Annotated in this window: 21 protein-coding genes; 15 read left to right on the top strand and 6 right to left on the bottom strand. The window is 50.5% G+C overall.

Annotated features, from left to right (window positions below; genetic code table 11):
* Positions 1-7 precede the first annotated feature (7 nt).
* From GAH_RS07350 to GAH_RS07340, 3 genes are read left to right on the top strand one after another with little or no spacing between them, the layout of a single operon-like run.
* Positions 8-1,507, top strand: coding sequence for a DUF2193 domain-containing protein (locus tag GAH_RS07350; RefSeq protein WP_048095794.1), 1,500 nt, complete (start codon positions 8-10; stop codon positions 1,505-1,507).
* Between the two features lie 30 nt (positions 1,508-1,537).
* A complete protein-coding gene (locus tag GAH_RS07345) occupies positions 1,538-1,747 on the top strand; it encodes a DUF2180 family protein (RefSeq protein WP_048095792.1) in 210 nt (69 codons plus the stop codon).
* 2 nt (positions 1,748-1,749) lie between these two features.
* On the top strand, positions 1,750-2,484 hold the full coding sequence (locus GAH_RS07340; RefSeq protein ID WP_048095789.1) for an MIP/aquaporin family protein: 735 nt from the start codon (positions 1,750-1,752) through the stop codon (positions 2,482-2,484).
* Here GAH_RS07340 and GAH_RS10425 read toward each other — a convergent pair whose 3' ends face one another.
* Positions 2,485-4,293 carry a HAMP domain-containing sensor histidine kinase gene (locus GAH_RS10425; protein ID WP_052747809.1) on the bottom strand — a complete coding sequence of 603 codons (1,809 nt, stop codon included), beginning with the start codon at positions 4,291-4,293 and terminating at the stop codon, positions 2,485-2,487.
* A gap of 151 nt (positions 4,294-4,444) precedes the next feature.
* Between GAH_RS10425 and GAH_RS07330 the strand changes: the two genes are divergently transcribed.
* The 6 genes from GAH_RS07330 to GAH_RS07305 are packed head-to-tail and all read left to right on the top strand — an operon-like array spanning position 4,445 to position 9,465.
* Positions 4,445-4,672, top strand: a complete 228-nt coding sequence (locus tag GAH_RS07330) for a ribbon-helix-helix domain-containing protein (RefSeq protein WP_048095787.1) — start codon at positions 4,445-4,447, stop codon at positions 4,670-4,672.
* A gap of 9 nt (positions 4,673-4,681) precedes the next feature.
* On the top strand, positions 4,682-5,821 hold the full coding sequence (gene sat / locus GAH_RS07325; protein WP_048095784.1) for a sulfate adenylyltransferase: 1,140 nt from the start codon (positions 4,682-4,684) through the stop codon (positions 5,819-5,821).
* A 4-nt stretch (positions 5,822-5,825) separates the two neighbouring features.
* Positions 5,826-6,770 carry a single-stranded-DNA-specific exonuclease RecJ family protein gene (locus GAH_RS07320; RefSeq protein WP_048095780.1) on the top strand — a complete coding sequence of 315 codons (945 nt, stop codon included), beginning with the start codon at positions 5,826-5,828 and terminating at the stop codon, positions 6,768-6,770.
* Positions 6,767-8,161, top strand: a complete 1,395-nt coding sequence (locus GAH_RS07315; RefSeq protein ID WP_156967424.1) for an alkaline phosphatase family protein — start codon at positions 6,767-6,769, stop codon at positions 8,159-8,161. The genes GAH_RS07320 and GAH_RS07315 overlap by 4 nt, the downstream gene beginning before the upstream one ends.
* Before the next feature lie 11 nt (positions 8,162-8,172).
* Positions 8,173-8,712, top strand: a complete 540-nt coding sequence (gene cysC / locus GAH_RS07310) for an adenylyl-sulfate kinase (protein WP_048095775.1) — start codon at positions 8,173-8,175, stop codon at positions 8,710-8,712.
* A gap of 9 nt (positions 8,713-8,721) precedes the next feature.
* Positions 8,722-9,465, top strand: coding sequence for a sulfite exporter TauE/SafE family protein (locus tag GAH_RS07305; RefSeq protein WP_048095774.1), 744 nt, complete (start codon positions 8,722-8,724; stop codon positions 9,463-9,465).
* Between the two features lie 217 nt (positions 9,466-9,682).
* Here the strand turns inward: GAH_RS07305 and glmS are convergent, their stop codons facing one another.
* From glmS to glmU (GAH_RS07290), 3 genes are read right to left on the bottom strand one after another with little or no spacing between them, the layout of a single operon-like run.
* Positions 9,683-11,458 carry a glutamine--fructose-6-phosphate transaminase (isomerizing) gene (gene glmS, locus GAH_RS07300; protein WP_048095772.1) on the bottom strand — a complete coding sequence of 592 codons (1,776 nt, stop codon included), beginning with the start codon at positions 11,456-11,458 and terminating at the stop codon, positions 9,683-9,685.
* Positions 11,459-12,631 (bottom strand): bifunctional sugar-1-phosphate nucleotidylyltransferase/acetyltransferase, encoded by a 1,173-nt coding sequence (gene glmU, locus GAH_RS07295; protein ID WP_048095771.1) that lies wholly within the window; start codon positions 12,629-12,631, stop codon positions 11,459-11,461.
* Between the two features lie 8 nt (positions 12,632-12,639).
* Entirely contained in the window at positions 12,640-13,848 is a 1,209-nt protein-coding gene (gene glmU, locus GAH_RS07290) for a bifunctional sugar-1-phosphate nucleotidylyltransferase/acetyltransferase (RefSeq protein WP_048095770.1), read from the bottom strand.
* Between the two features lie 95 nt (positions 13,849-13,943).
* Between glmU (GAH_RS07290) and GAH_RS07285 the strand changes: the two genes are divergently transcribed.
* The 6 genes from GAH_RS07285 to GAH_RS07260 all read left to right on the top strand — a co-directional run bounded on the left by GAH_RS07285 (position 13,944) and on the right by GAH_RS07260 (position 19,815).
* Complete coding sequence (locus GAH_RS07285; RefSeq protein ID WP_048095768.1) at positions 13,944-14,216, top strand: TIGR04076 family protein; 273 nt, start codon at positions 13,944-13,946, stop codon at positions 14,214-14,216.
* Positions 14,213-15,298, top strand: a complete 1,086-nt coding sequence (locus GAH_RS07280) for a DegT/DnrJ/EryC1/StrS family aminotransferase (protein WP_048095767.1) — start codon at positions 14,213-14,215, stop codon at positions 15,296-15,298. Before GAH_RS07285 ends, GAH_RS07280 begins: the two co-directional genes overlap by 4 nt.
* A 2-nt stretch (positions 15,299-15,300) precedes the next feature.
* Positions 15,301-16,221: a Gfo/Idh/MocA family protein gene (locus GAH_RS07275; protein WP_048095766.1), complete on the top strand. Its 921-nt coding sequence runs from the start codon at positions 15,301-15,303 to the stop codon at positions 16,219-16,221.
* On the top strand, positions 16,218-16,793 hold the full coding sequence (locus tag GAH_RS07270; RefSeq protein ID WP_048095765.1) for an acyltransferase: 576 nt from the start codon (positions 16,218-16,220) through the stop codon (positions 16,791-16,793). Before GAH_RS07275 ends, GAH_RS07270 begins: the two co-directional genes overlap by 4 nt.
* Positions 16,790-17,956, top strand: coding sequence for a nucleotide sugar dehydrogenase (locus GAH_RS07265; RefSeq protein WP_048095763.1), 1,167 nt, complete (start codon positions 16,790-16,792; stop codon positions 17,954-17,956). Before GAH_RS07270 ends, GAH_RS07265 begins: the two co-directional genes overlap by 4 nt.
* A 413-nt stretch (positions 17,957-18,369) precedes the next feature.
* On the top strand, positions 18,370-19,815 hold the full coding sequence (locus tag GAH_RS07260) for an oligosaccharide flippase family protein (RefSeq protein WP_048095761.1): 1,446 nt from the start codon (positions 18,370-18,372) through the stop codon (positions 19,813-19,815).
* 49 nt (positions 19,816-19,864) lie between these two features.
* On the opposite strand, the gene GAH_RS07255 is transcribed toward GAH_RS07260, so the two are convergent.
* Together GAH_RS07255 and GAH_RS07250 are read right to left on the bottom strand one after the other, a co-directional pair.
* Positions 19,865-20,920 (bottom strand): polysaccharide biosynthesis protein, encoded by a 1,056-nt coding sequence (locus GAH_RS07255; protein WP_052747808.1) that lies wholly within the window; start codon positions 20,918-20,920, stop codon positions 19,865-19,867.
* Between the two features lie 6 nt (positions 20,921-20,926).
* A complete protein-coding gene (locus tag GAH_RS07250) occupies positions 20,927-22,066 on the bottom strand; it encodes a DegT/DnrJ/EryC1/StrS family aminotransferase (RefSeq protein ID WP_048095759.1) in 1,140 nt (379 codons plus the stop codon).
* Between the last annotated feature and the right edge of the window lie 60 nt (positions 22,067-22,126).

The following is a 22,126-nucleotide window of genomic DNA, read 5'->3' as shown; positions in this document are numbered from 1 at the left end:
TGATTGTATGAGAGAAGTTATTGAGAAGATGGTCGAAGAGGCCATCGCGGCCCAGTGGGCCGATGTGAACGTGATTAAGGAGAAGAGGGGTGGAGAGTTCGTAATTGACGACGTGAAGCCCTATGTAGATGTTGTGAACAAGATGAAAGCCGTTGGCGAGCAGAGCAAGGCCGTGATAAGGCTTCACGTGGACAGCGTCAACGCCCACTACGAGATCCTCAGGAGCCTGACGAAGACTGTTAGGCCTGAGGACGACCCGTTTGTGGAGCACTACCAGACCCCGGCAGTAATGGAGATCCTGTACGAGGAGGATGAGGGGTTCAGGAAGAGTGTGGAGAAGTTTATAGAGGCAATTGAGAAGGGCGAGGCCATAATTGGCAAGGAAGTCGTGAGGAGGTACGGGGGATTCTACGGCCCCACCTGTGTCGTGGACTTCGCCCTGATTCCGGGAAGCACGAGCAATGTTGTGAACCAGATTCTCAAGACGGTAGACATTCCGAAGGAGCATAAGGAGGCGATTCTCGCAGCCAAGTCGTGGGCCATGAACACGTCCTACGGGATTGGGGATGTCTTCGCCAAGGAGCTTGAGAAGGGCGCGACTGTGAGCGAGGCTGTTAAGAAGGAGATCGAGATGCTCAAGTTCATATACGACCAGCCCACCGAAGCTCAGGCCCAGCTCATGGAGAGCCTCGGACACGAGAGCTTTGACGTGAGGAAGTACATGAGCGAGTACAAGAAGAGGATGACTCCTGCAGTGAAGGAGGCAATTGACGACGGTGTGCACTACGGCAACATCCTCACAGTTCCGGCGTACTGCGTTGGAGATATAGCCCATCACATCGCCCAGTCAACGTTCAACATGTGCAAGGACGATGTGGTGATGGCGGTCATAGAGAGCGTGAGTCAGGTAATGGAGAGCACGCTTAGGGCAAACCTCGACAAGTTCGAGAACGAGTTCCACCCGCTGTGGGTGGCGACCGGCTCAACAGCTGTTGCGACGGAGTACATACTCGAGCTCGACGGATTCACGGCGCCGATGATAGTGGATCTGCTCACAAAGCGCTTCCACAACTACGTGCAGCTTTATCCTGCGAGAGATGCGGCTGTCGAGCTGCACAACCACGACTTCATGGACATGATATACAGGGGATGGAAACTGCTGGATAAAGCAACAAGGGCGAGAAACGGAAGCTCTGAGGAGCTGAAGGTGAAGGTTGGAGAGTTTGAGGTCGACCTGAGCCCTGTGCACAAGAACGAGGTTCTCATGAACCCGCAGCGCTACGCGTATCCGGGATGTGCTATAAGCGTGAGGTTCTCGGCGCTGATGAGGCTCGCAGACTACCCGTGCCTGCTGACGAGCGAGCCCGTTACTGCTACAATGATGACCAACGTCATTGCCCTGCACAAGGACACGCCCAACTCTCCGGCGAGAAGGTGCAAGGACTGTGCTACTGCTGCGCTCATAGACACGAGGCACGCGCACTGCCAGTGGAGAGAGGCTGTCTAATTCTCTTCTCTTTTTTCGTGGTGGTAGACCATGAAGTGCTACATCTGCGCAGAGCAGGGTAGGGACACCGAGGCGGTCGCGATCTGCATAGTGTGCGGGATGGGCGTGTGCATGGAGCATCTGGTCAGGAAGGACGTGGAGCTCTGGAGGGGGGACTACCCGTTTCCGGCGAGGAAGCTGAAGAAGCCGGTTCCGAGGATTCTCTGCGTCATATGCAATGAGGCATACGAGGAGGGCTGAAGATGACGCTCGCGAAGAGGTTTGTTGCTGAGCTTGTTGGCACGGCACTGCTCGTCTTCTTCGGCGCAGGCTCGGCAGTGATAACCCTGATGATCGCAAGAAACGCAGCGAGGCCAAACGAGTTCAACATAGGCATAGGAGCCCTTGGGGGCATAGGGGACTGGCTCGGCATCGGAATGGCGTTCGCTTTGATTATAGCGGCGGTCATCTACTCTCTCGGGAGGGTCAGCGGTGCCCACATAAACCCTGCCGTAACCATAGCTCTGTGGGCGACGAAGAGGTTTCCAACGTCAGATGTCGGCCCATACATAGTCGCACAGCTTATAGGCGCGACTGTTGGCAGCGGGCTATTCCTGGCCTGCGTTGGCAGTGACGCGGCGCTCGTTGGGGGCATGGGAGCGACAGCACCATTCCCGGGCATAAGCTACGGGCAGGCGATTCTGGCAGAGGCAATAGGAACCTTCGTCCTGATGCTGGTGATTATGGGCATCGCCGTTGATGAGCGCGCCCCACCGGGGTTTGCCGGCCTTGTGATAGGTCTGACTGTCGGCGGGATAATCATAACCATCGGAAACATAACCGGCTCCTCGCTCAACCCCGCGAGAACGTTCGGGCCCTACGTCATAGACTCGATGTACGGCATAAACCTCTGGCAGTTCTTCCCGATATACGTCATAGGCCCGATTGTCGGGGCGGTGGCTGCGGCCTTCCTGTACGACTACCTTGCAAGTGAGTGATCAGAACTTCCTTATTTTTATCACGAACCTCGCACCCTTCGGCTCGTTGTCCTCAACCCTTATCTCTCCATCATACCTGCTGAGAATCAGCTTTGTTATGAACAGCCCGAGTCCCGTGCCGGAGGTGCTGAAGCCCTTTTCGAAAATCTGACCCTTCAGCTCATCGGGTATCCCGACCCCGTCGTCTGAGACGGTGATGGTGCACCACTCCCTGTCATCCACTATCTTCACGAAGAGGTTCTTTGCCTTTCCGTGCTTGATCGCATTCTGAATCAGGTTGTCGAAGACCACCTCCATCCCGTCATCGGCGAGAATCTCGCAGTCACCCTCCACCACCACGTTGACCTCGGGGTACCTCTCGGCAACCTTCGAGACGAGGTTTGCCACCCTGACTCTCTTCCTCTCCCCAGTCTCCATAACTGCCTCGAGAACCTTCGACACCCTGAGCGTCTCCGAAACCCTCCTCAGAGACACCCTGAGCTTTTCAAGATAATCCTCGTCTCCCGTCTCCCTGTAGAAGTCAAGGTAGTTCATCGCCGCGGTCAGGTGGTTTATCGTGTCGTGCCTGATGACGGAGTTAACGAGCTTCAGTCCCTCACCGAACTCCTCTATTTTCCTCAGGTAGGACAGCAGGCTCTCCTGCATTTCCTTTATCGCCCTCGAAAGCACCTCCGCCTCCCTGTACCCTCTGTGCACGCTGACCTTCGAGTAGTATGCTCCGCTTGCGATGACCCTCGCCTTCATTATTATGTCCTCGATCGGGTTCAGGAGGAATCTCGACATGAAAATCGATGCAAGCACGAAAACCGCCCCGATGGCTGTGGCCCCGATGACCGCCGTCTTCTTTATGTCGTTGGTCACCGCTGCGAAAGTTTCGGGAGTTACCGCGCAGATGATCAGGTACTCTCTCCCGTTCTCGAGGGTCGTCCACCTGTAGTACCCGTATAGTGTTTTCTCACCGCCGTATCTGAACTTGACGAAGCCGTTCTGCCCCGGAAACTCCTTGATGTCCACCAGCGGGCAGACTGGGCAGCTCTCGTTGAACTCGGTTCTCGGGTCGTACGTGTTCACTATAAACCTGGGGCCGAGCACCTCTCCCTCAGCGTTCTCGTAGGAGGGATCTATTATCAGTATGTGCTCCCCCTCCTCCCAGTAGATGTCCTTGATCAGCGAGAACGTCTTCTTGAAGTTGTAGTTGGCGATAACCAGACCAACGATCCTGCCGTCAACGACCACAGGAGACACATACCTTATCGCGGGCGTGTTGGTGTGCCTCGCTATGTTTATGGGCGACACGTAAACGCTGCCGCTCGCGTTTCCAGAGATCACGAGCCTGAACCACTCCTTGTCACCCTTGTAGTCCATTATGTCCTCGCTGCCGTAAACAACTCCGGCAACCACGTTCCCGTCCTTCCAGAACGTCCTCAGCATCTCGAGAGAGGGTTCATAGGACGAGACCTCGGCGAAGTAGGAGATGACGGCCCTGTAAGCATCCCAGTCCCTTATGACCATCGGGTAGGGAGGAGATATGCCATCCCTCTCCTTAAGCTCGCCAAACTTCCTGAAGAGATCGATTATCTGCGGGTGCTGCTTCACAGCCATGAAGAAGGCCTTTTGTGAGTTTATTTCACGGTTCAGCATATCTTCTATGGCAAGAACTCTCGATTCAAGGGTGCTTTTCGTTTTGTCTTCAAAAAAGTCATTCACCACGCTTATGTGGAGCTGGGAGAGGATGAGGACAGATGACAGAATTGATGCAATGAACATGAATGCAAGCAGGGTCATAAGTGTTGGCCTGAACTTCGGCATCGGCATAAATTCACGCTGGAGTTCAAAAATTTTGTTGATATGATGAGGGAGGAGTTAAAGACCCTGTTGCTATGGTCGTTATGCAGCCAATCGAAAGTTTTTTAATGTATCTTAATTAAATTTAATTAAACTTAATTAAGAGGTGATGACCATGACGGAGGAGAAGAAGTACACGACCGTTTCAATTCCAAAGCCCCTCTACGACAAGATCAAGGCAAGAATTGAAGGAACGGGATTCACGTCTGTCTCTGACTACGTGACCTACGTCCTGAGAGAGGTTCTGGCGAGCCTCGAAGAGGAGGAGAAGGAGGAGGTCTTCAGCAAGGAAGAGGAGGAGAAGGTCAAGGAGAGGCTCAGGGCCCTCGGGTACTTGGACTGAGGGGTTGAGATGGTATCCAAGCCCCACGGGGGCAGAATTGTAAGGAGAGTTGCTTCAGACAAAACCAGAGAACGAATACTGAGCGAGCAGAACGAGTATCCGAGAATCTATGTGGAGCATGGTGAGGCCATCGATGTGGAGAACATAGCCCACGGAATCTACTCACCCCTCACCGGATTTTTAACCGATGAAGACTACACCTCAGTTCTGCACCACATGCGACTCAGTGACGATACGCCATGGACAATTCCCATCGTCTTGGACGTTTCGAAGCCAGATTTCGGAGAGGGCGATGCGGTTCTGCTGTACCATCGCAACATTCCGGTTGCGAGGATGCACGTGGAAGAGATCTACAGGTTCGACAAGAGGGAGTTTGCGGAGAAGGTCTTCAAGACCACAGACCCTACCCATCCGGGAGTAAGCAGAGTCAACGCGATGGGAAAGTATCTGGTCGGCGGAGAAATTGAGCTGCTCAACGAGCTTGAAAATCCATTCTCCGACTACACGTTAAGACCAGTGGAGACAAGGGTTCTGTTCAGAGAGAGAGGCTGGAAGACGATTGTCGCCTTCCAGACGAGGAACGTTCCCCACCTTGGCCATGAATACGTGCAGAAAGCCGCGCTCACATTCGTTGACGGGCTCTTCATCAATCCGGTTCTCGGGAGGAAGAAGAGCGGGGATTTCAGGGACGAGGTGATTATAAAGGCCTACGAGGCCCTCTTCCAGCACTACTACCCGAAGGATGCTGCCGTCCTTGCGACAGTGAGGTACGAGATGAGGTACGCTGGCCCGAGAGAGGCGATACACCATGCGATCATGAGAAAGAACTTTGGAGCGACGCACTTCATAGTCGGCAGGGATCATGCCGGGGTTGGAGATTACTACGGACCCTACGAGGCGTGGGAGATCTTCGACGAGTTTCCGGATCTCGGAATAACCCCGATGTTCATCAGAGAGGCGTTCTACTGCAGGAAGTGCGGTGGGATGGTCAACGCGAAGATATGCAACCACGACGAGGAGTTCAGGGTGAGAATAAGCGGCACGAAGCTGAGGAAGATGATAGCAGAAAGCAAAGCTCCCCCAGAGCACATGATGAGGAGAGAGGTATTCGAGGCCATAAGGGGCTTCGAAAACCCGTTTGTGGAGTGAAAGAATGCAGCTCATAGTCCATCACTGGGATGCCGACGGGATATGCTCCGCATCCCTCATAGCTAAGCATCTTGTAAGTGAAGGCTGCACAAACGTCTCCCCGCCAATAGGAGAGTTCAGGTTTGATGAGAGGGTGTGGAAAGCCATAGGGAGCTCAGAATCGGTATTCGTCGCAGACCTGAACGTGCCGGGAGAGGTGGAGAGGATAGACAGGAAAACCACATTCTTCGATCACCACATACAGCCCCGCATTCAGAACAGGCTCGTCAGGCAGATAAATCCCGCAATCAATGGAGAAAAGGCCCCATCATGCGCGTTCGTGATATCGAGGCATATTGACTGGTGGGGTGTCGAGAGCGTCATAGGCACGGTTGGAGATGTCGGCAGAGAGGCTTTATCCATACCTGAAATCAAAAAATCCATGGAAAGGCTCGGAATGTCTGAGGAGGATGCGGTAAAGATTGCAACCCTGATGGACACCAACCACATCTCCGGAAACAGAGAGGGTGTTGAAAAAGCAGTAAGGGTTGTGGGAGAGCTCGAATGGAGGGAGCTCATCAGTTTCGAGCCGTGGATCCGCCAGTCTGAGAGGATCGAGGAGGAGTTCAGAAGCGTCATCTCCAGCGTCTCTTCAGAAGGAAAGAGGGCGTTCGTCGAGTTCAAGAGTGACTTCAACATAATCTCGAGGGTGGCAAGGCATCTCGTCTGGGAAGTGGGCTACGATGAGGCCCTTGTCATAAACCGGGACTTTGGCAGGAGAGTTCAGCTCTATTACAGGGTCTCCAAGAAGATTTCAAGAGAAAAGGATCTGGCAAACCTGATTTCAAAGCTCAGGTCAGCTGGGGTTAACGCTGGTGGAAAGGACGAGGTTGTGGGGTGCGTTTTCAGTCCGAACAAATGGGACGTAGTCAGAGAGATCGTGTATGACCATCTGGGGTGGTTTGGTTGAGTAACGGGCAGGTGGATAGCGTTAAGAAAGTTTTTGTCATCGGCCTCGACTCCGCACCTCCGGAACTCCTGTTCAACAGGTTCTTGGAGGACATGCCAAACGTGAGGAAGTTGCTCGAAAGGTCACTTCACGGCCCAATGAAGAGCTGCATTCCCGCCATAACCATCCCGGCGTGGATGGTGATGAATACCGGAAAAACTCCCGGAGAGCTCGGTCTTTACGGGTTCAGACACAGGAAAAAGGGCACATACAACAACATCTGGATAGCCCACAGCCTGATGGTTAAAGAGAAGGCGGTGTGGAATCATCTGGGCGAGAATGGCAAGAAGTCTATAGTCATCGGAGTCCCACCAAGCTACCCTCCGAAGAAGATCAACGGCTGCATGATCGGCTGCTTCATAACTCCCGATGCAAACAGCGATTACACGTATCCAGAGAGCCTGAAGGGAGAGATTGAGAGGCTTGTTGGAGAGTACATCTTCGACGTTGTTTTCAGAAAAGATGAGAGGGATGAGGTCAAGGAGAAGCTGTGGGAAATGACCGAGAAAAGGTTCGAGGTCATCAGATACCTGATCGAGAACAAGGAGTGGGACTTCTTCGAGTTCGTTGAGATCGGTCTGGATAGAGTCCATCACGCGTTCTGGAAGTACTTCGACGAAACTCACCATTTGCACGAGCCGGATAGCAGATACAAGAACGTGATCAGGGACTACTACAGGCTTTTGGACAAGGAGATTGGGAAGACCCTGAAGCTGCTTGATATGGATGAGACTGCCATCATGATTGTTTCAGACCACGGAGTGAAGGCGATGAAGGGGGCTTTTGCGATAAACCAGTGGCTCATAGAGGAGGGGCTGCTGAAGGTGAAAAGCAAGGAAATTGAGGCTGGCTCAAAGCTTGAAAGGCTCGATGTCGACTGGAAGAACTCGACGGCATGGGCCTGGGGCGGCTACTACTCGAGGATATTCATAAACGTCGAGGGTAGGGAGCCCGAGGGGAGAATTGGAGCAGAGAGATTCTACGAGGTCAGAGATGAGATCGCAGAGCTTGTAAGGTCAATTCGCGGGCCGGATGGAGAGAGGTGGGACACCAAGGTCTACTATCCGGAGGACATCTACCCTGTTGCGAAGGGAGACAGGCCGGACATGATGGTCTACCTCGACAACCTGAACTGGAGGGCCGCTGGTACGCTCGGATATGAAAGCCCGTACCTCGAGGAGAACGACACCGGGCCGGATGACGCCGTTCACTCAGAACACGGGGTGTTTTCCATCTACATTCCCGGAATGGAAAGCTCGAGGCAACTGATCACTGAAATTTACGATTTCGCTCCTACCGTGCTCAAGTTGTTCGGGATCAAGCAAAAGCTGAAAGGACGGAGTGTCGTGTAGAGGTGGTTTGGATGCGCAGGGATCTCGAGAGGGGGTTTACAATCTGGCTTACCGGGCCGAGCGGAGCTGGAAAGACGACGCTTGCGAGAAGCTTAGCTGAAAGGCTCGCGGACATGGGATACAGGGTGGAGATACTGGACGGCGATGAGATCAGAAGGTCGCTGTATCCTGAGCTCGGCTTCAGCAAGGAGGCGAGAGAGATGCACAACCGCGTTGTGATCCACATGGCAAAGCTGCTGTCGAGGAACGGAGTCATTGCGATAGTCTCGCTGATCTCACCATACAGGACAGTCAGAGAGCTCGCGAGAAGGGAGATAGGAAGGTTCATGGAGGTGTACGTTTACGCCCCGCTCGAGGTGAGGATAAAGAGAGATCCTAAGGGTCTGTACGCGAAGGCCATGAAGGGTGAGATAAAGGGCCTCACGGGCTACGATGGTGTCTATGAGGAGCCAGACAACCCCGAGATCAAAGTTGACAGCTCGAAAATGAGTCCCGAAGAAGAGGTGGATGCCATCATAGAGAAGGCAAGGGAGCTGGGTTACCTGCCCTGAGGGGTCTCATTGGAAGGCATCTACGTTTTTCTGGGATTTATAGTCGGATTTCTCGTGGGCCTGACGGGGATAGGTGGAGGAGCACTGATGACCCCCTCACTGATTTTTCTCGGAATGACGCCGCTGAGGGCTGTGGGAACAGACCTGCTGTTCGTTACCGCAACAAAAGTCTTTGGCACAGCATTTCACCACAAGATGGGCAGAATCAGGTACGACATAGCCCTCAGGCTGATAGCGGGCAGCCTGCCTGCTATAGCGATTGGGGGGCTTTTGCTAAGAGTCATAGATAAAAACATTCTGAACGCACACCTCACCCTCCTGCTTGGGATCGTTCTACTGCTCAGTGCTGTGATAAGCCTGATTAAGAAGGAGATCAAGCCACCGATCAGGCCGAGAATGTCCTACCTGTACATCCTCGGATTCGTCGTTGGCCTCACAGTCCAGTTCACCTCTGTTGGAGCGGGAGTCATAGTCAGCTTCACCCTCATAAACCTCGCGAGAATTTCCCCGGCAGAAGTTGTCGGGATATCGCTCTTCTACGGCCTTCTCCTCTCGTCCATGAGCTTCCTCAACTACGCTTTGATGGGGAGCGTGGATTACGGAATAGCTCTCACGCTCATTCTCGGATCAATCTTTGGAGTTCTCGCGGGAACGAGGATAAGCACGAGAGTGGAGAGTGAAAAGCTCAAGAAAATGATTAACCTGATAATTGCGGCTATCGGAGCGATTATTCTTTTGAAGCACGTTTTATAAAGCCAGATTATCATTCAACCTTTCTGCAACATAGAAATCCTCAAGGTGAATGATGCCGTATTCGCTGAAGCATAGAGATCTTCAAAAGATCTAAGATGAGTTTCACAGACTGCACGATTGCAGCAGCGGTTAAGATTTTTCAGATAGACGTGCTGGCGACCTTTGATAGAGGATTTAAAAAGTTTGAGTGGATCAATATCCTTGACTAAGTTAGAGATTACTCCACAGTCACGCTCTTCGCCAGATTCCTCGGCTTGTCTATCTCGCAGCCCCTCTTTCTCGCGGCGTAGTAGGCGAGTAACTGGAGTGCGACTGAGTGGGTTATCGCTGTAAAGATGTGCTCTGTTCTCGGCACTCTGATGACGTGATCGACATACTTCTCCACCTCCATGTCGTTCTCCTCCGCCACCGCAACAACGATGGAGTCTCTGGCCTTGACCTCCTTTATGTTGTTGAGCATTATCTCGTAGGTGTCGTCGGGGACGAGAGTCGCCACGACGGGAGTTTGCTCTCCGAGCAGTGCAAATGGCCCGTGCTTCAGCTCACCAGCAGGATATGCCTCAGCGTGGATGTAGGAGATTTCCTTCATCTTCAACGCCCCTTCCATCGCAATGGGCACCCCTATGCCCCTCCCGATGTACATCATGTTCTCAAAGCCAGCAAGCCTCTCGGCAATCTCCCTGATCTCATCCTCCCTCTCAAGGATCTTCCTGACGAGCTCCGGCATTATCCTCAGCTCCTCCACGAGCCTGCTCACCTCACTTCCCGGCATTCTGGACAGCTTCAGCGCAATTAGGTAGAGAACGATGAGCTGGGCTATGAAGGATTTCGTTGCGGCAACGCTTATCTCAGGCCCTGCCCTGGTGTACAGGACGTGGTCAGCGATTCTTGTCGCCGTGCTCCCGAGAACGTTCACTATCGCAAGCGTCCTCGCCCCGAGCTTCTTGGCTATTCTCATCGCTTCGAGGGTATCTGCGGTCTCTCCCGACTGGGTTATGGCTATGGCCAATGCCCTGTGCATGGGCGGGTGGTGGTAGATGAACTCCGAGGCAAACTCAACCCTCACGGGAATGCCCGAGAGTTTCTCTATGAGGTACTTCCCTATGAGGCTCGCATGATACGAGGTTCCGCAGGCTATGAACACGATCTCGGATATCCCGGCAGAGAAGCTCGCGTCAATCTCGATGTCCTCCGAGAGGTACTCAAAAAGGGTATCCTCAATCACTCTCGGCGTCTCGTGGATCTCCTTGAGCATGAAGTGCTCATACCCGCCTTTCTCGGCATCCTCAATGCTCCAGGGGATCGTGACGATTTTCCTCTCAACCTCCTTCCCGCCGTTCCAGATCCTGAGGCCGTCACTCCACAGCTTCACAACATCTCCGTCCTCGAGGTAGATCACCCTGTTGGTGTAGTCGAGAACCGCAGGAACATCCGAGGCTATGAGCCACTCCCCATCCCCAACACCGATGACGAGGGGGCTTTTGTACCTCACAGCGACGAGCTCCTCGCTATCAGCGTGCATCGCAACTATGGCATATGATCCCTTCAGCCTCTCAACTGCCCTCATCACCGCCTCCCTCAGATCCCCTCTGTACTCCTCCTCTATGAGGTGGGCGATCACTTCGGTGTCAGTCTCAGAGCTGAACTCATGCCCCCTGCTCTCCAGCTCTTCTCTGAGCGACTGGAAGTTTGAGATTATGCCGTTGTGCACAACTGCTACCTTCCCCCTGCAATCCGTGTGGGGGTGGGCGTTTAGCTCTGAGGGCTTCCCGTGGGTGGCCCACCTTGTGTGACCTATTCCAACGCTTCCCTCGGCCACACTGTAGCCCTCAACCTCGCCAATCGCCCCAACTCTCTTTATCAGTCCCAGCTCATCCCCATGCTTTACGGCAACTCCCCAAGAGTCGTAGCCGCGGTATTCAAGCCTCTTCAGGGCTGAGATTATGACCTGATCCGCCCTCCTGAAGCCCAGATACCCAACGATTCCGCACATTCACAACACCTTCGAGCCGTCGGGAATCACCCCGGACAGAACCTTCAGCGGGCTGACCTCCACCTCATTGCCAACGGTGCACGCTGGCATCGCCGTGACCTTCGCACCTATGGTACATCTTTCCCCAATAAAGGCCCCGGTCTCAATTTTCTGGACTGTTCCATCAACCTCAACCGACGCTTTACCCTTCACAGCTGTAAACCCGGGCATTATCCTCGTCCCCGAGTCTATGACCGAGCTCTCCAGCCTGCTGCCGCTGCCGATTCTCACGTTGTCCCCAACCACGCTGTTCTCCACAGCTGAGAAGGGCTCGATTACCGTGTTGCTGCCTATGGACGCTGCCGGGCCTATCACGGCATTCGGCCCGATCTCGCAGTTCTCTCCAATGACCACGGGCCCCCTGATGTAGGTTCCGCTTCTGATCACACACCCCTTTCCGATGACGACATCTCCGGAGATGAACACGCCGCTCTCAACCTTGCCGGAAATCACCCTCCCTCTGAAGCCGAGGGCAAGCTCGTTCACCTTCGGGATGTCCCACGGATAGACTATGTCAAGCCAGACCCCTTTGCTCTCCACGGCCTTAAACTCGATTCCATCGCCGATCATGCGGTTTATCACCGCTGTCAGGTCGTTTTCACCGGCAAGATAGTCAAATATTCTCGAGTCAAAGTGATACACACCCGTGTTGGCGAGGTAGCTGATCTCCTCCTCCGGCTTTTCCACGATCTCCTCTATTCTTCCGTTCCTTCCGAGCTTTATGACGCCATACTTCGAGGGAGAGTCGACGACCCTGTAAACCACCGAGTTCTTCTCGGCAAGCGCGCTCCTCACAGTCCCCTCATCAATTATGTTGTCCCCTGAGACGACGATGAATTCGTCACTGACGAGGTTCTCGGCCTGTTTTAAAGCATGCGCGGTGCCGAGCTGCTGTTCCTGAAAAGCATACTCAACCCTCACTCCAAACCTCTTCCCGTCACCGAAGTGGCTCATCACCCTGTCCTTTCTGTATCCGACGACCATCACAATGTCCATTATTCCCGAATCTCTCAGAGCCTCGACCACGTACTGAAGGATGGGCTTGTTGCCCACCTTTATCATGACCTTCGGCTTGCTCACGGTAAAGGGCCTCAGCCTCTGGCCCTCACCGGCTGCGAGAATTACAGCCTTCATCCCATCACCTAAAACACCCTCGAGTTCGGCTCCACAAAGCCGCTTACCACAGCCCCGGGACCTATGAAAACGTCATTCCCAATCATGCTTCCAACATTTATCGAGGCGTTTATGCCTGTCTTGACGTTATCACCTATGGCCGCCCCGAACTTCTTCCTGCCCGTCCTCACAGCTTTACCCTTAACGTTCACGACCACCTCACCCTCATCAAGCCTGAGGTTTGCGATCTTGGTTCCAGCACCAAAGTTGCAGTTCTCACCTATAACGGAATCGCCCACGTAGTTGAGATGGGGCACTTTCGTGTTGCTCATGATTATCGAGTTCTTCACTTCCACAGCATTGCCCACGTGGCAGTTATCACCTATGGACGTGAACGGCCTTATGTAGCAGTTTGGCCCTATTCTGCAGTTCCTGCCAATGATTGCAGGCCCAACAATGTAGCTTCCCGCCATGACAACCGTTCCCTCTCCAATGACGACATTGCCCTTTATAACCGCCCCATCCTCGACCTCACCGTCAATCCTTGGCTCGAGGGCTGAGAGGAGCGCCTCATTGGCCTTCAGCAGATCCCATGGGTAGCCCACGTCGATCCACCCCTCTATCCTGACAGCCTTGAACTCCATTCCATCAGCAATGGCCATGCTTATCGAGTCTGTTATCTCGTACTCCCCCCTCACGGAGAGAGGAGTTCTTTTCAGGTATTCCACAATCTCCTTAGTGAACAGGTAAATTCCGGCATTTATCAGGTTTGAGGGTGGGCTGGAGGGTTTTTCGATAATCCTCCTGACGAACCCGTCCTTTAACTCGACCACCCCAAAATCCTGAGGGTTTGGAACCTCCCTCACGGCAATCGCACTCTTTTCTCCAAGAATTTTCCTCAGATCTTCTGAGAACACTATCGCATCCCCGTTGAGCATCAGAAACCTCTCATCGAGAACGTGCTCGGCTGAAAGGAGCGCATGCGCGGTACCGAGCTGCTTGCCCTGCCTCACATATCTAACCTTAACACCATTGAACTCACTGCCAAAATAGCCCCTCACAGTCTCCTCCTTATAGCCAACAACGAGCACGACCTCATCCACACCAGCCTTTGCAAGGTTCTCGATGACGTGCTCGAGTATTGGCTTATTCGCCACTGGGAGCATTACCTTGGGCTTTGTGTAGGTTAGCGGACGCATTCTCGTCCCTTCACCAGCTGCAAGGATTACGGCCTGCACAGATAAACATATCACAAAAACCAAGTTAAAAAATTAACTGGAGACACTCGCCCATCCAGAATAACATATAAATTCCAGCTTTCCAACTGTGATCTGTGAAGGTCGAAATTCGCGTAGTGGATGTCGAGGGCAGGTGTGCCGCTGAATACACTCCCGGCGACAGGTTCTACCTGAACTCGTTCCTCCTCGAGTCGGAAAGGCCAGTCTGCATACACGCCCTCCTCTCACTCTCCCACGTCGCCTACGCTCTGTCCCACGGGGCTGAGCTGAGGTCTGCTGGCAGGGACGGGATTTACTTCTCCTGCCCGGACCCAGGCAAACCACTCGGGGACGGAAAGGTCGTTTTCAGGCTCGAGGTGGTCGAATGATCCCAATCGCAAAACCGGTTATTGGAGAGGAGGAAATAGCCAAGGTGGTGGAAGTTCTACGCTCTGGGATGATAGTTCAGGGGGATAGAGTGGCTGAGTTCGAGGAGAAGTTCTCGAGCTACAGTGGCTCCAAGTACGGGATAGCGGTGTCGAACGGCACAGCAGCGCTTGACATTGCTTTAAAGGCCGCAGGCATTGGTGAGGGGGATGAGGTCATAACAACGCCCTTCACGTTCATAGCCACGTCCAACGCCATCCTATTCCAGCGAGCAAGACCGGTGTTTGCGGACATTGAGGAGGACACGTACAACATCAACCCGGACGATGTTGTGGAGAAGATCACGCCAAAGACGAGAGCAATCGTGGGAGTGCATATCTTCGGACACCCTTTCGACGTGAAGGCGATTCTCGAGATCTGCGAGGATCACAACCTGATCCTGATAGAGGACTCCGCTCAGGCTCATGGAGCTGAATACAGAGGAAGGAGGGTTGGGAGCTTCGGAGTGGGGTGCTTCTCATTCTATGCTACAAAAAACATGACGACATCGGAGGGCGGGATGATCACGTGCAACGATGATGAAATCGCGGAGAGGTGCAGACTGTTCAGGAGTCACGGAGAGATCAGGAAGTACGAACACATTCTGCTCGGGCACAACATGAGGATGACAAACATTCAGGCAGCCCTTGGCCTTGTCCAGCTTGAGAAGCTCGACTGGATGAATGAGAGAAGAAGGGAGAACGCAGAATTCTACAGGAAGAACATAAAGGTCGAGGGATTGAGGAAGCCGGTGGAGAAGAGGTACGCGAAGCATGTTTACCACCAGTACGTCCTGCTTGTGGAGGAGGACTTCCCCATGACGAGGGACGAGTTCTCCAGATATCTCTCAGAGAACGGTGTTGGGAACGCAGTCCACTATCCAAAGCCCGTCTACCTCCAGCCCCTGTACAGGGAGCTCGGGTACGGGAAGGGGCTGTGTCCAACCGCTGAATACGTTGCGGAGAAAGTTATAAGCATACCCGTGCACCCACTCTTGAGTGAGGAGGAGCTTGAGAGGGTTGCCGAGGTTGTAAACGGGGTGTGATCATGATCTTTGGAGTCATCGGCGTTGGGTCAATGGGAAAGAACCACGTCAGGGTTCTGACCGAGATCAAGAAGGTCGAGGATGTTGTGATCTATGATACCAACAGGGAGCAGGCAGAGAGGATTGGCGGGATGTATGATGTGAGAGTTGCCGGTTCTGTGGAGGAGCTGCTAAGAGAAGTGGACGCGGTCAGCATCTGCTCTCCCACCAAGTTCCACTTTCAGCACGTCCGGGAGAGCATAGAGGCCGGGAAACACACCCTCGTTGAGAAGCCCCTCGCATCGAGCTATGATGAGGGGAGGAAGGTGCTCGAGTTTCTCAGCAAACGCAGAGATCTCGTGTTTGGTGTCGGGCACATTGAGAGGTTCAACCCGATAGTGTCCGAGCTCGCGGGCCTTGAGCTCGATGTAGCATACCTCAGCGCAAAGCGACACAATCCAGCCTCATCAAGGATCACAGACTCCACGGTGGTTGAGGATCTCATGATACACGACATAGACCTTGTGTTCAACGTCATTTTTTCAGGACATAGTGATTACAAAATTACAGCTGCTGGAAACAGAAACGTCGTGCAGGTGCTGGTTAAGTTCGGGGAAAAGGTCGCGTCCCTCTCTGCGAGCAGAATTTCGTCGAAGAAGATAAGGACGATATACCTCGAAAACGAGGAGATGACAGTAGAAGGTGACTTCATGACTCAGGAGGTTTACATATACAGGAAACCGAGCGTGTATCAGAGCGTGAACGAGAAGTACCTGCAAGAGAACGTCATCGAGAAGGTTCTGATAAACAAGGTGGAGCCCCTGAAGGTTGAGCTCAAGGCATTTGTTGATGCAATTGACGGAAAGCTTGAATTCCCTGTGACTGCTGAACAGGCTGTGAACAACCTCAGAATCTGCGAGATGATTCGGAGGGGGATCGCTTGAGCACGTTCATCCATCCAACGGCAATAGTCGAGAGCGAAAACATTGGCGAGGGCACAAGGATCTGGCATTTTGTGCACATCAGGGAGGGGGCGAGGGTAGGCAGGAACTGCAACATCGGAAAGGGCGTCTACATTGACACGGAAGTGGTCATAGGAAACAACGTCAAGATCCAGAACTTCGCCACGCTTTACAGGGGTGTGGTTATAGAGGATGACGTTTTCGTGGGCCCTGCAGTTGTGTTCACCAACGACCTGTATCCGAGGGCGTTTATCTGGAGCGACGAAAGGGTTGTGGAAACGAGGGTCAGGAAGGGGGCAAGCATAGGCGCAAATTCCACGATAGTGTGCGGAATTGAGATCGGAGAGTATGCGATGGTTGGCGCGGGAAGCGTTGTTACCAGAAGCGTCCCACCTCACGCGCTCGTTTACGGTAATCCAGCAAGGCTTAGAGGTTTCGTTTGCTTCTGCGGACGAAGGCTTGAGAGGGTTGTGGAGAGCGATGATGAATCGCTCATCTACGAATGCGAGCACTGCGGGGAGAGGGTGAGAATAGACAGGAGGTGGACTGAGTGAGGGTGGCAGTGATAGGCCTCGGAAAGGCTGGGCTTCCGCTTGCTGCCGTAATAGCGGACTCCGGCATTGAGGTGGTCGGCGTAGATCTTGACCCCAAGAAATGCGAGATGGTAAACTCAGGCAGGAACCCGATTCCGGAGGAGGCTGGGCTCGACGAGCTGATAGCCAAACATGGGGGAACAAGGCTGAAGGCCACGCCGAAGTATGAGGACGCTGCCGATTGCAGCGCGTACATCGTCATAGTTCCCCTGCTCCTTGACGAGCTCAAAAACCCGGACTTCAGCATCCTCGAATCCGCCTTCAGGGGGGTCGGAAGGATACTCAAAAAGGGAGACATAGTTGTCCTCGAGACGACTGTTCCTCCCGGAACGACCGAAACTCTCGTGAAGGAGTGGCTTGAGGAGGAGAGCGGGCTGGAGCTCGGTGAATTTTACCTTGCATACTCTCCGGAGAGGATAATGACCGGGTACAGCATCTCGAGGCTCAGGGAGTTTCCCAAGGTAATAGGAGGCGTGAATGAGGAGAGCGGAGAGAGGGCTTACGACCTGTATTCGAAGTTCATCCCGAACCTGCATCTCGTCTCAAACGCGAGGACTGCAGAGTTCATAAAGGTTATAGAGGGCTGCTACAGAGACGTGAACATTGCTCTGGCAAACGAGCTGTTCAAGATTGCAGAGGAGCTCGGAATAGACTTTTACGAAGCGAGAGAGAAGGCAAACCACGAGTACTGCCACATCCACCTGCCCTCAACCGGGGTTGGCGGTCACTGCATCCCCGTATATCCATGGTTCCTCATAAGGGAGATGGAAAAGAGAGAGAAATTCAACCATGCAAGGCTGCTCAGAGTTTCAAGAGAGCTGAACGACGAGATGATCAACTACTGGGCTGAGAAGATCGTTCTGGAGTGCATGAAGGTGGACAAGCCCTTGAGCGAGGTCAAGATCTGCATCAGGGGAATTACGTTCAGGAAGGGTGTGAAGGAGCTCTACCACAGCAGGAATCTCGCCCTTGCCAGACTTCTGGTAGAGAAGGGTCTGGATGTCGGAGTTCACGACGAGCTGTTCACGCAAAAAGAGGTCGAAGAGCTTGGACTGAGGTGGAGGGAGCCGGGAGAGGCGGATGTGGTGTTTGACTGCTTTGAGCTGAAAATTTTCACGGGATAACGAATATCATCAACTCCCGACTTCCCTTGATTTCCAGATTATTTCATGTGGGAGGCATTATTTTATCGCCACGATCCTTCTTCACGTATTCTCCTGCTATCGCCTTATTCACCCTCGACGGGTTTGAAAGCGTAGCATCAATATCTTTAATGGCTTTTTCTTCCCCTATTTCCCGATCTTCGATTCAATTCAATAAATCCCTAACTTCTTATCTTTTCCGAGTACCAGTTTCTTTCATTTGCTTTAGCTTTTTTAGAGTATAAAATTAGCTACAGCTGCGTGAACTACACCCTAGTCATAACAAAACTGTGAACATTTCCACAGTACAGATAGTTCCGAGAAAAAGTGGGTAGCGAGAGGTCCACTCCATACATTAGGCAAAGATTAAATTCACTATACAATCGAATTGTGCTGTGTTGGCAAAAAAAGTAGCAAAAAACGCACTTTACAACAGTTCCGCGATACTTATAGGCAATATTTCCGGAATAATAATTACAGTCTTCCTCGCAAGAGCCCTCGGCCCTGTTGATTTCGGAATATACTCCCTGACAATTTCAATAGCGCTTTTGATAATCTCCCTGACAGATTTTGGAATAAACCAGACAGTAATCAGATACGTTTCCGATGCCATCGGCAAAAGGGAAATTTCACTTGCAAGAGGATACATCCGAGAGCTTGGAAAGATCAAAGCTATTTTGGCAGTTATCGTTTCCGCTTCTCTCGTTCTACTATCCGATATTCTCTCAACAAATGTATTTCACAAACCAGATTTATCGTTGCCATTAAAAGTAGTCTCAGGTTTTGTCTTATTTTATCCAATATCTGGATTCCTCATAGGAATATTCAATGGACTCAATGATTTCAGAGCCAACTTCGTTAAGTCAAGTACATACGAATTTTTCAGAGCTACAACGATAATAACTCTCGTAACCCTCGGCTACTCTGTCGTCGGGGCGATTTTTGGCTTTGTAGTCGCATCACTCGCCTCCCTCTTATCCCTCGCCATCTTGCTGCTCAAGAAATACAAAACATATGTTATTGGCAAAGCCGAAAAAATAGACATACTAAGGGTGCTCAGGTTCACAGGATACCTAACGATCAGCGGCATTGCTTGGACAGTGTTTACATACGTGGATTCTGTTATGATCGGTACGTTTCTACCTGCAGAGTATGTTGGCTACTACAGAGCAAGCTACACGATTATTGGAGCAGTGGCAGGAATTCTGTCACTCCCAGTAGTACTGTTCCCAGTTTTCGTACAGCTGGGAAGAGATGACCTGAAAAATGCGTTCAACAGGGTTTTCAAATACTCTGCGATGATTGCTGTGCCCGCATCTTTCGGGCTCCCTGCAATATCTAAAGAGATCGTCTTAGCAATCTATGGGCCGGAATACCTTTCAGCTGTGCCGGTCTTCTGGATATTGTCCTTTCTGATACTTAGGAGCGCAGTTGGATTCTGGGGGGTGATATTTAACGCAAAAGAGATGCCAGAATACCCTGTTAAAGTCATACTTTTAGGGATGGCATTGAACATCCTCCTTAACTACCTAATGATTCCAAAATTTGGAATTATTGGGGCAGCTATTGCAACAATCGCTTCAAACATGGTGGTGTGGTGTATCCTCGCTTATCTCTCGAAAATACATTTTGACGTGTTCTTCACACCCTCTCACCTACTAAAGCCGATTGTGGCAAGCCTAGTTATGGTAGCGTTTCTTGTAACATTTAGCCCGACATCAATTGTGGAAGGAGTTCTGATGATTCTCATAGGGGTTGCTGTGTATTTTGTAACACTTTATATAATAAAAGGGGTTAAAAAAGAAGATCTGAAATACCTGATAGCTTTGATCAGAAAATAAATTGCAATATGTAATTAAAATCAGAGAAACAATAAACTAACAAACACATTTAATCAATCTCAGGTTTTAACATTTTTTTTAAAACATTTTTTATTTGATCTTTTGATAATAAATATTCATCATTATTCGAAGAAAAACCACTTACTGAAGCTTTTTTAAAGCCAAGCTTCACAAATCTCAAATACTCATTGGTTTTTATATATTCAGTATATTCGGAAAATATTATCGGAAGTCTCACAAATAGATCTTCACTTTCAAGTAGAAGATCACTTTCATTCTTTGATATTAATTCTTCATGCATCTTTTCACCGATTCTCATACCAACAATCTCAAAATGATCTGGGGGATAACCCATAACTTCCAAAAACGCTTCTGCCAAAACGCCAATCTTTACAGACGGCATTTTCAATATGAATACTTCCCCATTTTCGGCATAATATGCCGCTTGAAATATGAGCTTAACACTTTCCTCCACATCCATAAAGAATCTCGTCATCTCCGGGTTAGTAACCGTTATTTTCTTCCCTTCATTTAGCTGAGTCTGCCAAACTTCCAACACCGAACCCCTCGTTGCTAAAACATTTCCAAATCTAACAACACCAAATTTACTCGGACCTCTGTTATAATAACATGCAGCTGAGACTAACCTTTCTGCTAAGAGCTTTGTAGCACCCATGACATTAGTAGGATTCACTGCTTTATCAGTAGATATCAGTATCACTTTCTCCACTTTGTTGTCCAAAGCACATTTTATGATGTTCTGAGTCCCTATAACATTCGTTTTTATGGCTTCAAATGGATTGTACTCACACAATATCACATGTTTCATTGCGGCTGCGTGAAAAATAATATCCACATCGTTTGTTAATTCTATCAATCTATCCATATCCCTAACATCTCCAAACAAAAAAGACATATTATGTACCTTCTCAAATTTCCTTTTAAAGTAAAATAATTCAGTTTCTCTATTGTCTAACACACGAACCTCTTTTGGGCAGTAATTCAAAACCTGCTTAACTATTTCTGACCCAATACTGCCAAGCCCTCCAGTTATTAGTATTGTTTTATCTTCAAACATGTCTCTAATTTGATTCTTTTTCAGCATACTTTATCACCGCGGTTTTAGTATTTCTTTTACACACCTAACAACATATTCCAAATGACGTTCGGTCAATTGAGGATATATGGGTAGTGACACGATGCTCCTAAATACCCTCTCAGCCACGGGAAAATCACCTTTTTTGTATTTGAACATTTTCCGATAGAATCGTGTGAGATGAAGAGGCATGAAATGTACACTTGTACCAACACCCCGTTTGGCCATTTCATTTATAAATTTATCTCTATTATATTTAACTAGACGTATAGGATACAAGTGATATGCAGATTCAATTTTTGGTCTCACATAAGGCAATATGATATCTAAATCATTTAGATGTTCATTATAATACTCAGCAATTTTTTTTCTGCGTGTATTCATCCAATCCAGTTTCCTAAGTTGTTCCAGCCCAATAGCTGAAGCTAAATCAGTTGGGTTACATTTATAGCCTGCTTCTATCACTTCATAATACCAGCTATTATTTTCTAAATACCTTTTCCACGCGTCTTTGCTAATGCCATGGAGTCTCAATATTCTTAACTTATCAGCTAAATAGCCATCATCCAGAGTGATCATACCGCCCTCACCAGTAGTCATGGGCTTCGTAGCATAAAAACTAAAACAAGTTAAATTGCCCAATGCGCCCACTTTTTTACCGTTTTCATATTTTGCACCTGCAGCGTGGGCAGCATCTTCTATCACCTTTAAACCATAAGTCTTAGCGATTTTCATAATTTTTCGCATATCTGCTGGTTGCCCAGCATAATGTACTACAATTATTGCTTTTGTATTATCGGTAATCCTCTCTTCCACACTATCTGGGTCAATATTATATGTTTTCTCATCAATATCTACAAAAACCGGTTTTGCTCCGCAATGTACGACTGTATTGGCAGTTGCCGTAAAAGTAAACGTAGGAAGTATCACTTCATCCCCTCTACCAATACCAAGTACTTTCAAAGAAAGGAATAACGCAGACGTACAAGAATTTGTTGCTACTGCGTATTTACTACCAATATACTCAGCAAAAGCTCTCTCAAACATAACCGTTTTCTCGCCCATAGACAACCAACCAGATTTCAGCACTTCTGTAACTGCTCGAATCTCCTCTTGGGTTATATATGGTCGGGCAAAAGGAATGTTCATTACCATACAAGGCTAGCAAACTTGTCGGAATTAAAAAATCTTACTTTCTCTAAAATATCTAAAAAA

Source organism: Geoglobus ahangari, from assembly GCF_001006045.1.
Lineage (GTDB): Archaea > Halobacteriota > Archaeoglobi > Archaeoglobales > Archaeoglobaceae > Geoglobus > Geoglobus ahangari.
This window is presented reverse-complemented; position numbering and strand designations above follow the sequence as displayed.

What these genes read in the sequence shown, in the direction of transcription:
- GAH_RS07350 (WP_048095794.1), top strand. Translation starts at nt 8, where the DNA reads ATGAGAGAAGTTATTGAGAAGATGGTCGAAGAGGCCATCGCGGCCCAG.
- GAH_RS07345 (WP_048095792.1), top strand. Translation starts at nt 1,538, where the DNA reads ATGAAGTGCTACATCTGCGCAGAGCAGGGTAGGGACACCGAGGCGGTC.
- GAH_RS07340 (WP_048095789.1), top strand. Translation starts at nt 1,750, where the DNA reads ATGACGCTCGCGAAGAGGTTTGTTGCTGAGCTTGTTGGCACGGCACTG.
- GAH_RS10425 (WP_052747809.1), bottom strand. Translation starts at nt 4,293, where the DNA reads ATGCCGAAGTTCAGGCCAACACTTATGACCCTGCTTGCATTCATGTTC.
- GAH_RS07330 (WP_048095787.1), top strand. Translation starts at nt 4,445, where the DNA reads ATGACGGAGGAGAAGAAGTACACGACCGTTTCAATTCCAAAGCCCCTC.
- sat (WP_048095784.1), top strand. Translation starts at nt 4,682, where the DNA reads ATGGTATCCAAGCCCCACGGGGGCAGAATTGTAAGGAGAGTTGCTTCA.
- GAH_RS07320 (WP_048095780.1), top strand. Translation starts at nt 5,826, where the DNA reads ATGCAGCTCATAGTCCATCACTGGGATGCCGACGGGATATGCTCCGCA.
- cysC (WP_048095775.1), top strand. Translation starts at nt 8,173, where the DNA reads ATGCGCAGGGATCTCGAGAGGGGGTTTACAATCTGGCTTACCGGGCCG.
- glmS (WP_048095772.1), bottom strand. Translation starts at nt 11,458, where the DNA reads ATGTGCGGAATCGTTGGGTATCTGGGCTTCAGGAGGGCGGATCAGGTC.
- glmU (WP_048095771.1), bottom strand. Translation starts at nt 12,631, where the DNA reads ATGAAGGCTGTAATTCTCGCAGCCGGTGAGGGCCAGAGGCTGAGGCCC.
- GAH_RS07280 (WP_048095767.1), top strand. Translation starts at nt 14,213, where the DNA reads ATGATCCCAATCGCAAAACCGGTTATTGGAGAGGAGGAAATAGCCAAG.
- GAH_RS07275 (WP_048095766.1), top strand. Translation starts at nt 15,301, where the DNA reads ATGATCTTTGGAGTCATCGGCGTTGGGTCAATGGGAAAGAACCACGTC.
- GAH_RS07255 (WP_052747808.1), bottom strand. Translation starts at nt 20,920, where the DNA reads ATGCTGAAAAAGAATCAAATTAGAGACATGTTTGAAGATAAAACAATA.
- GAH_RS07250 (WP_048095759.1), bottom strand. Translation starts at nt 22,066, where the DNA reads ATGGTAATGAACATTCCTTTTGCCCGACCATATATAACCCAAGAGGAG.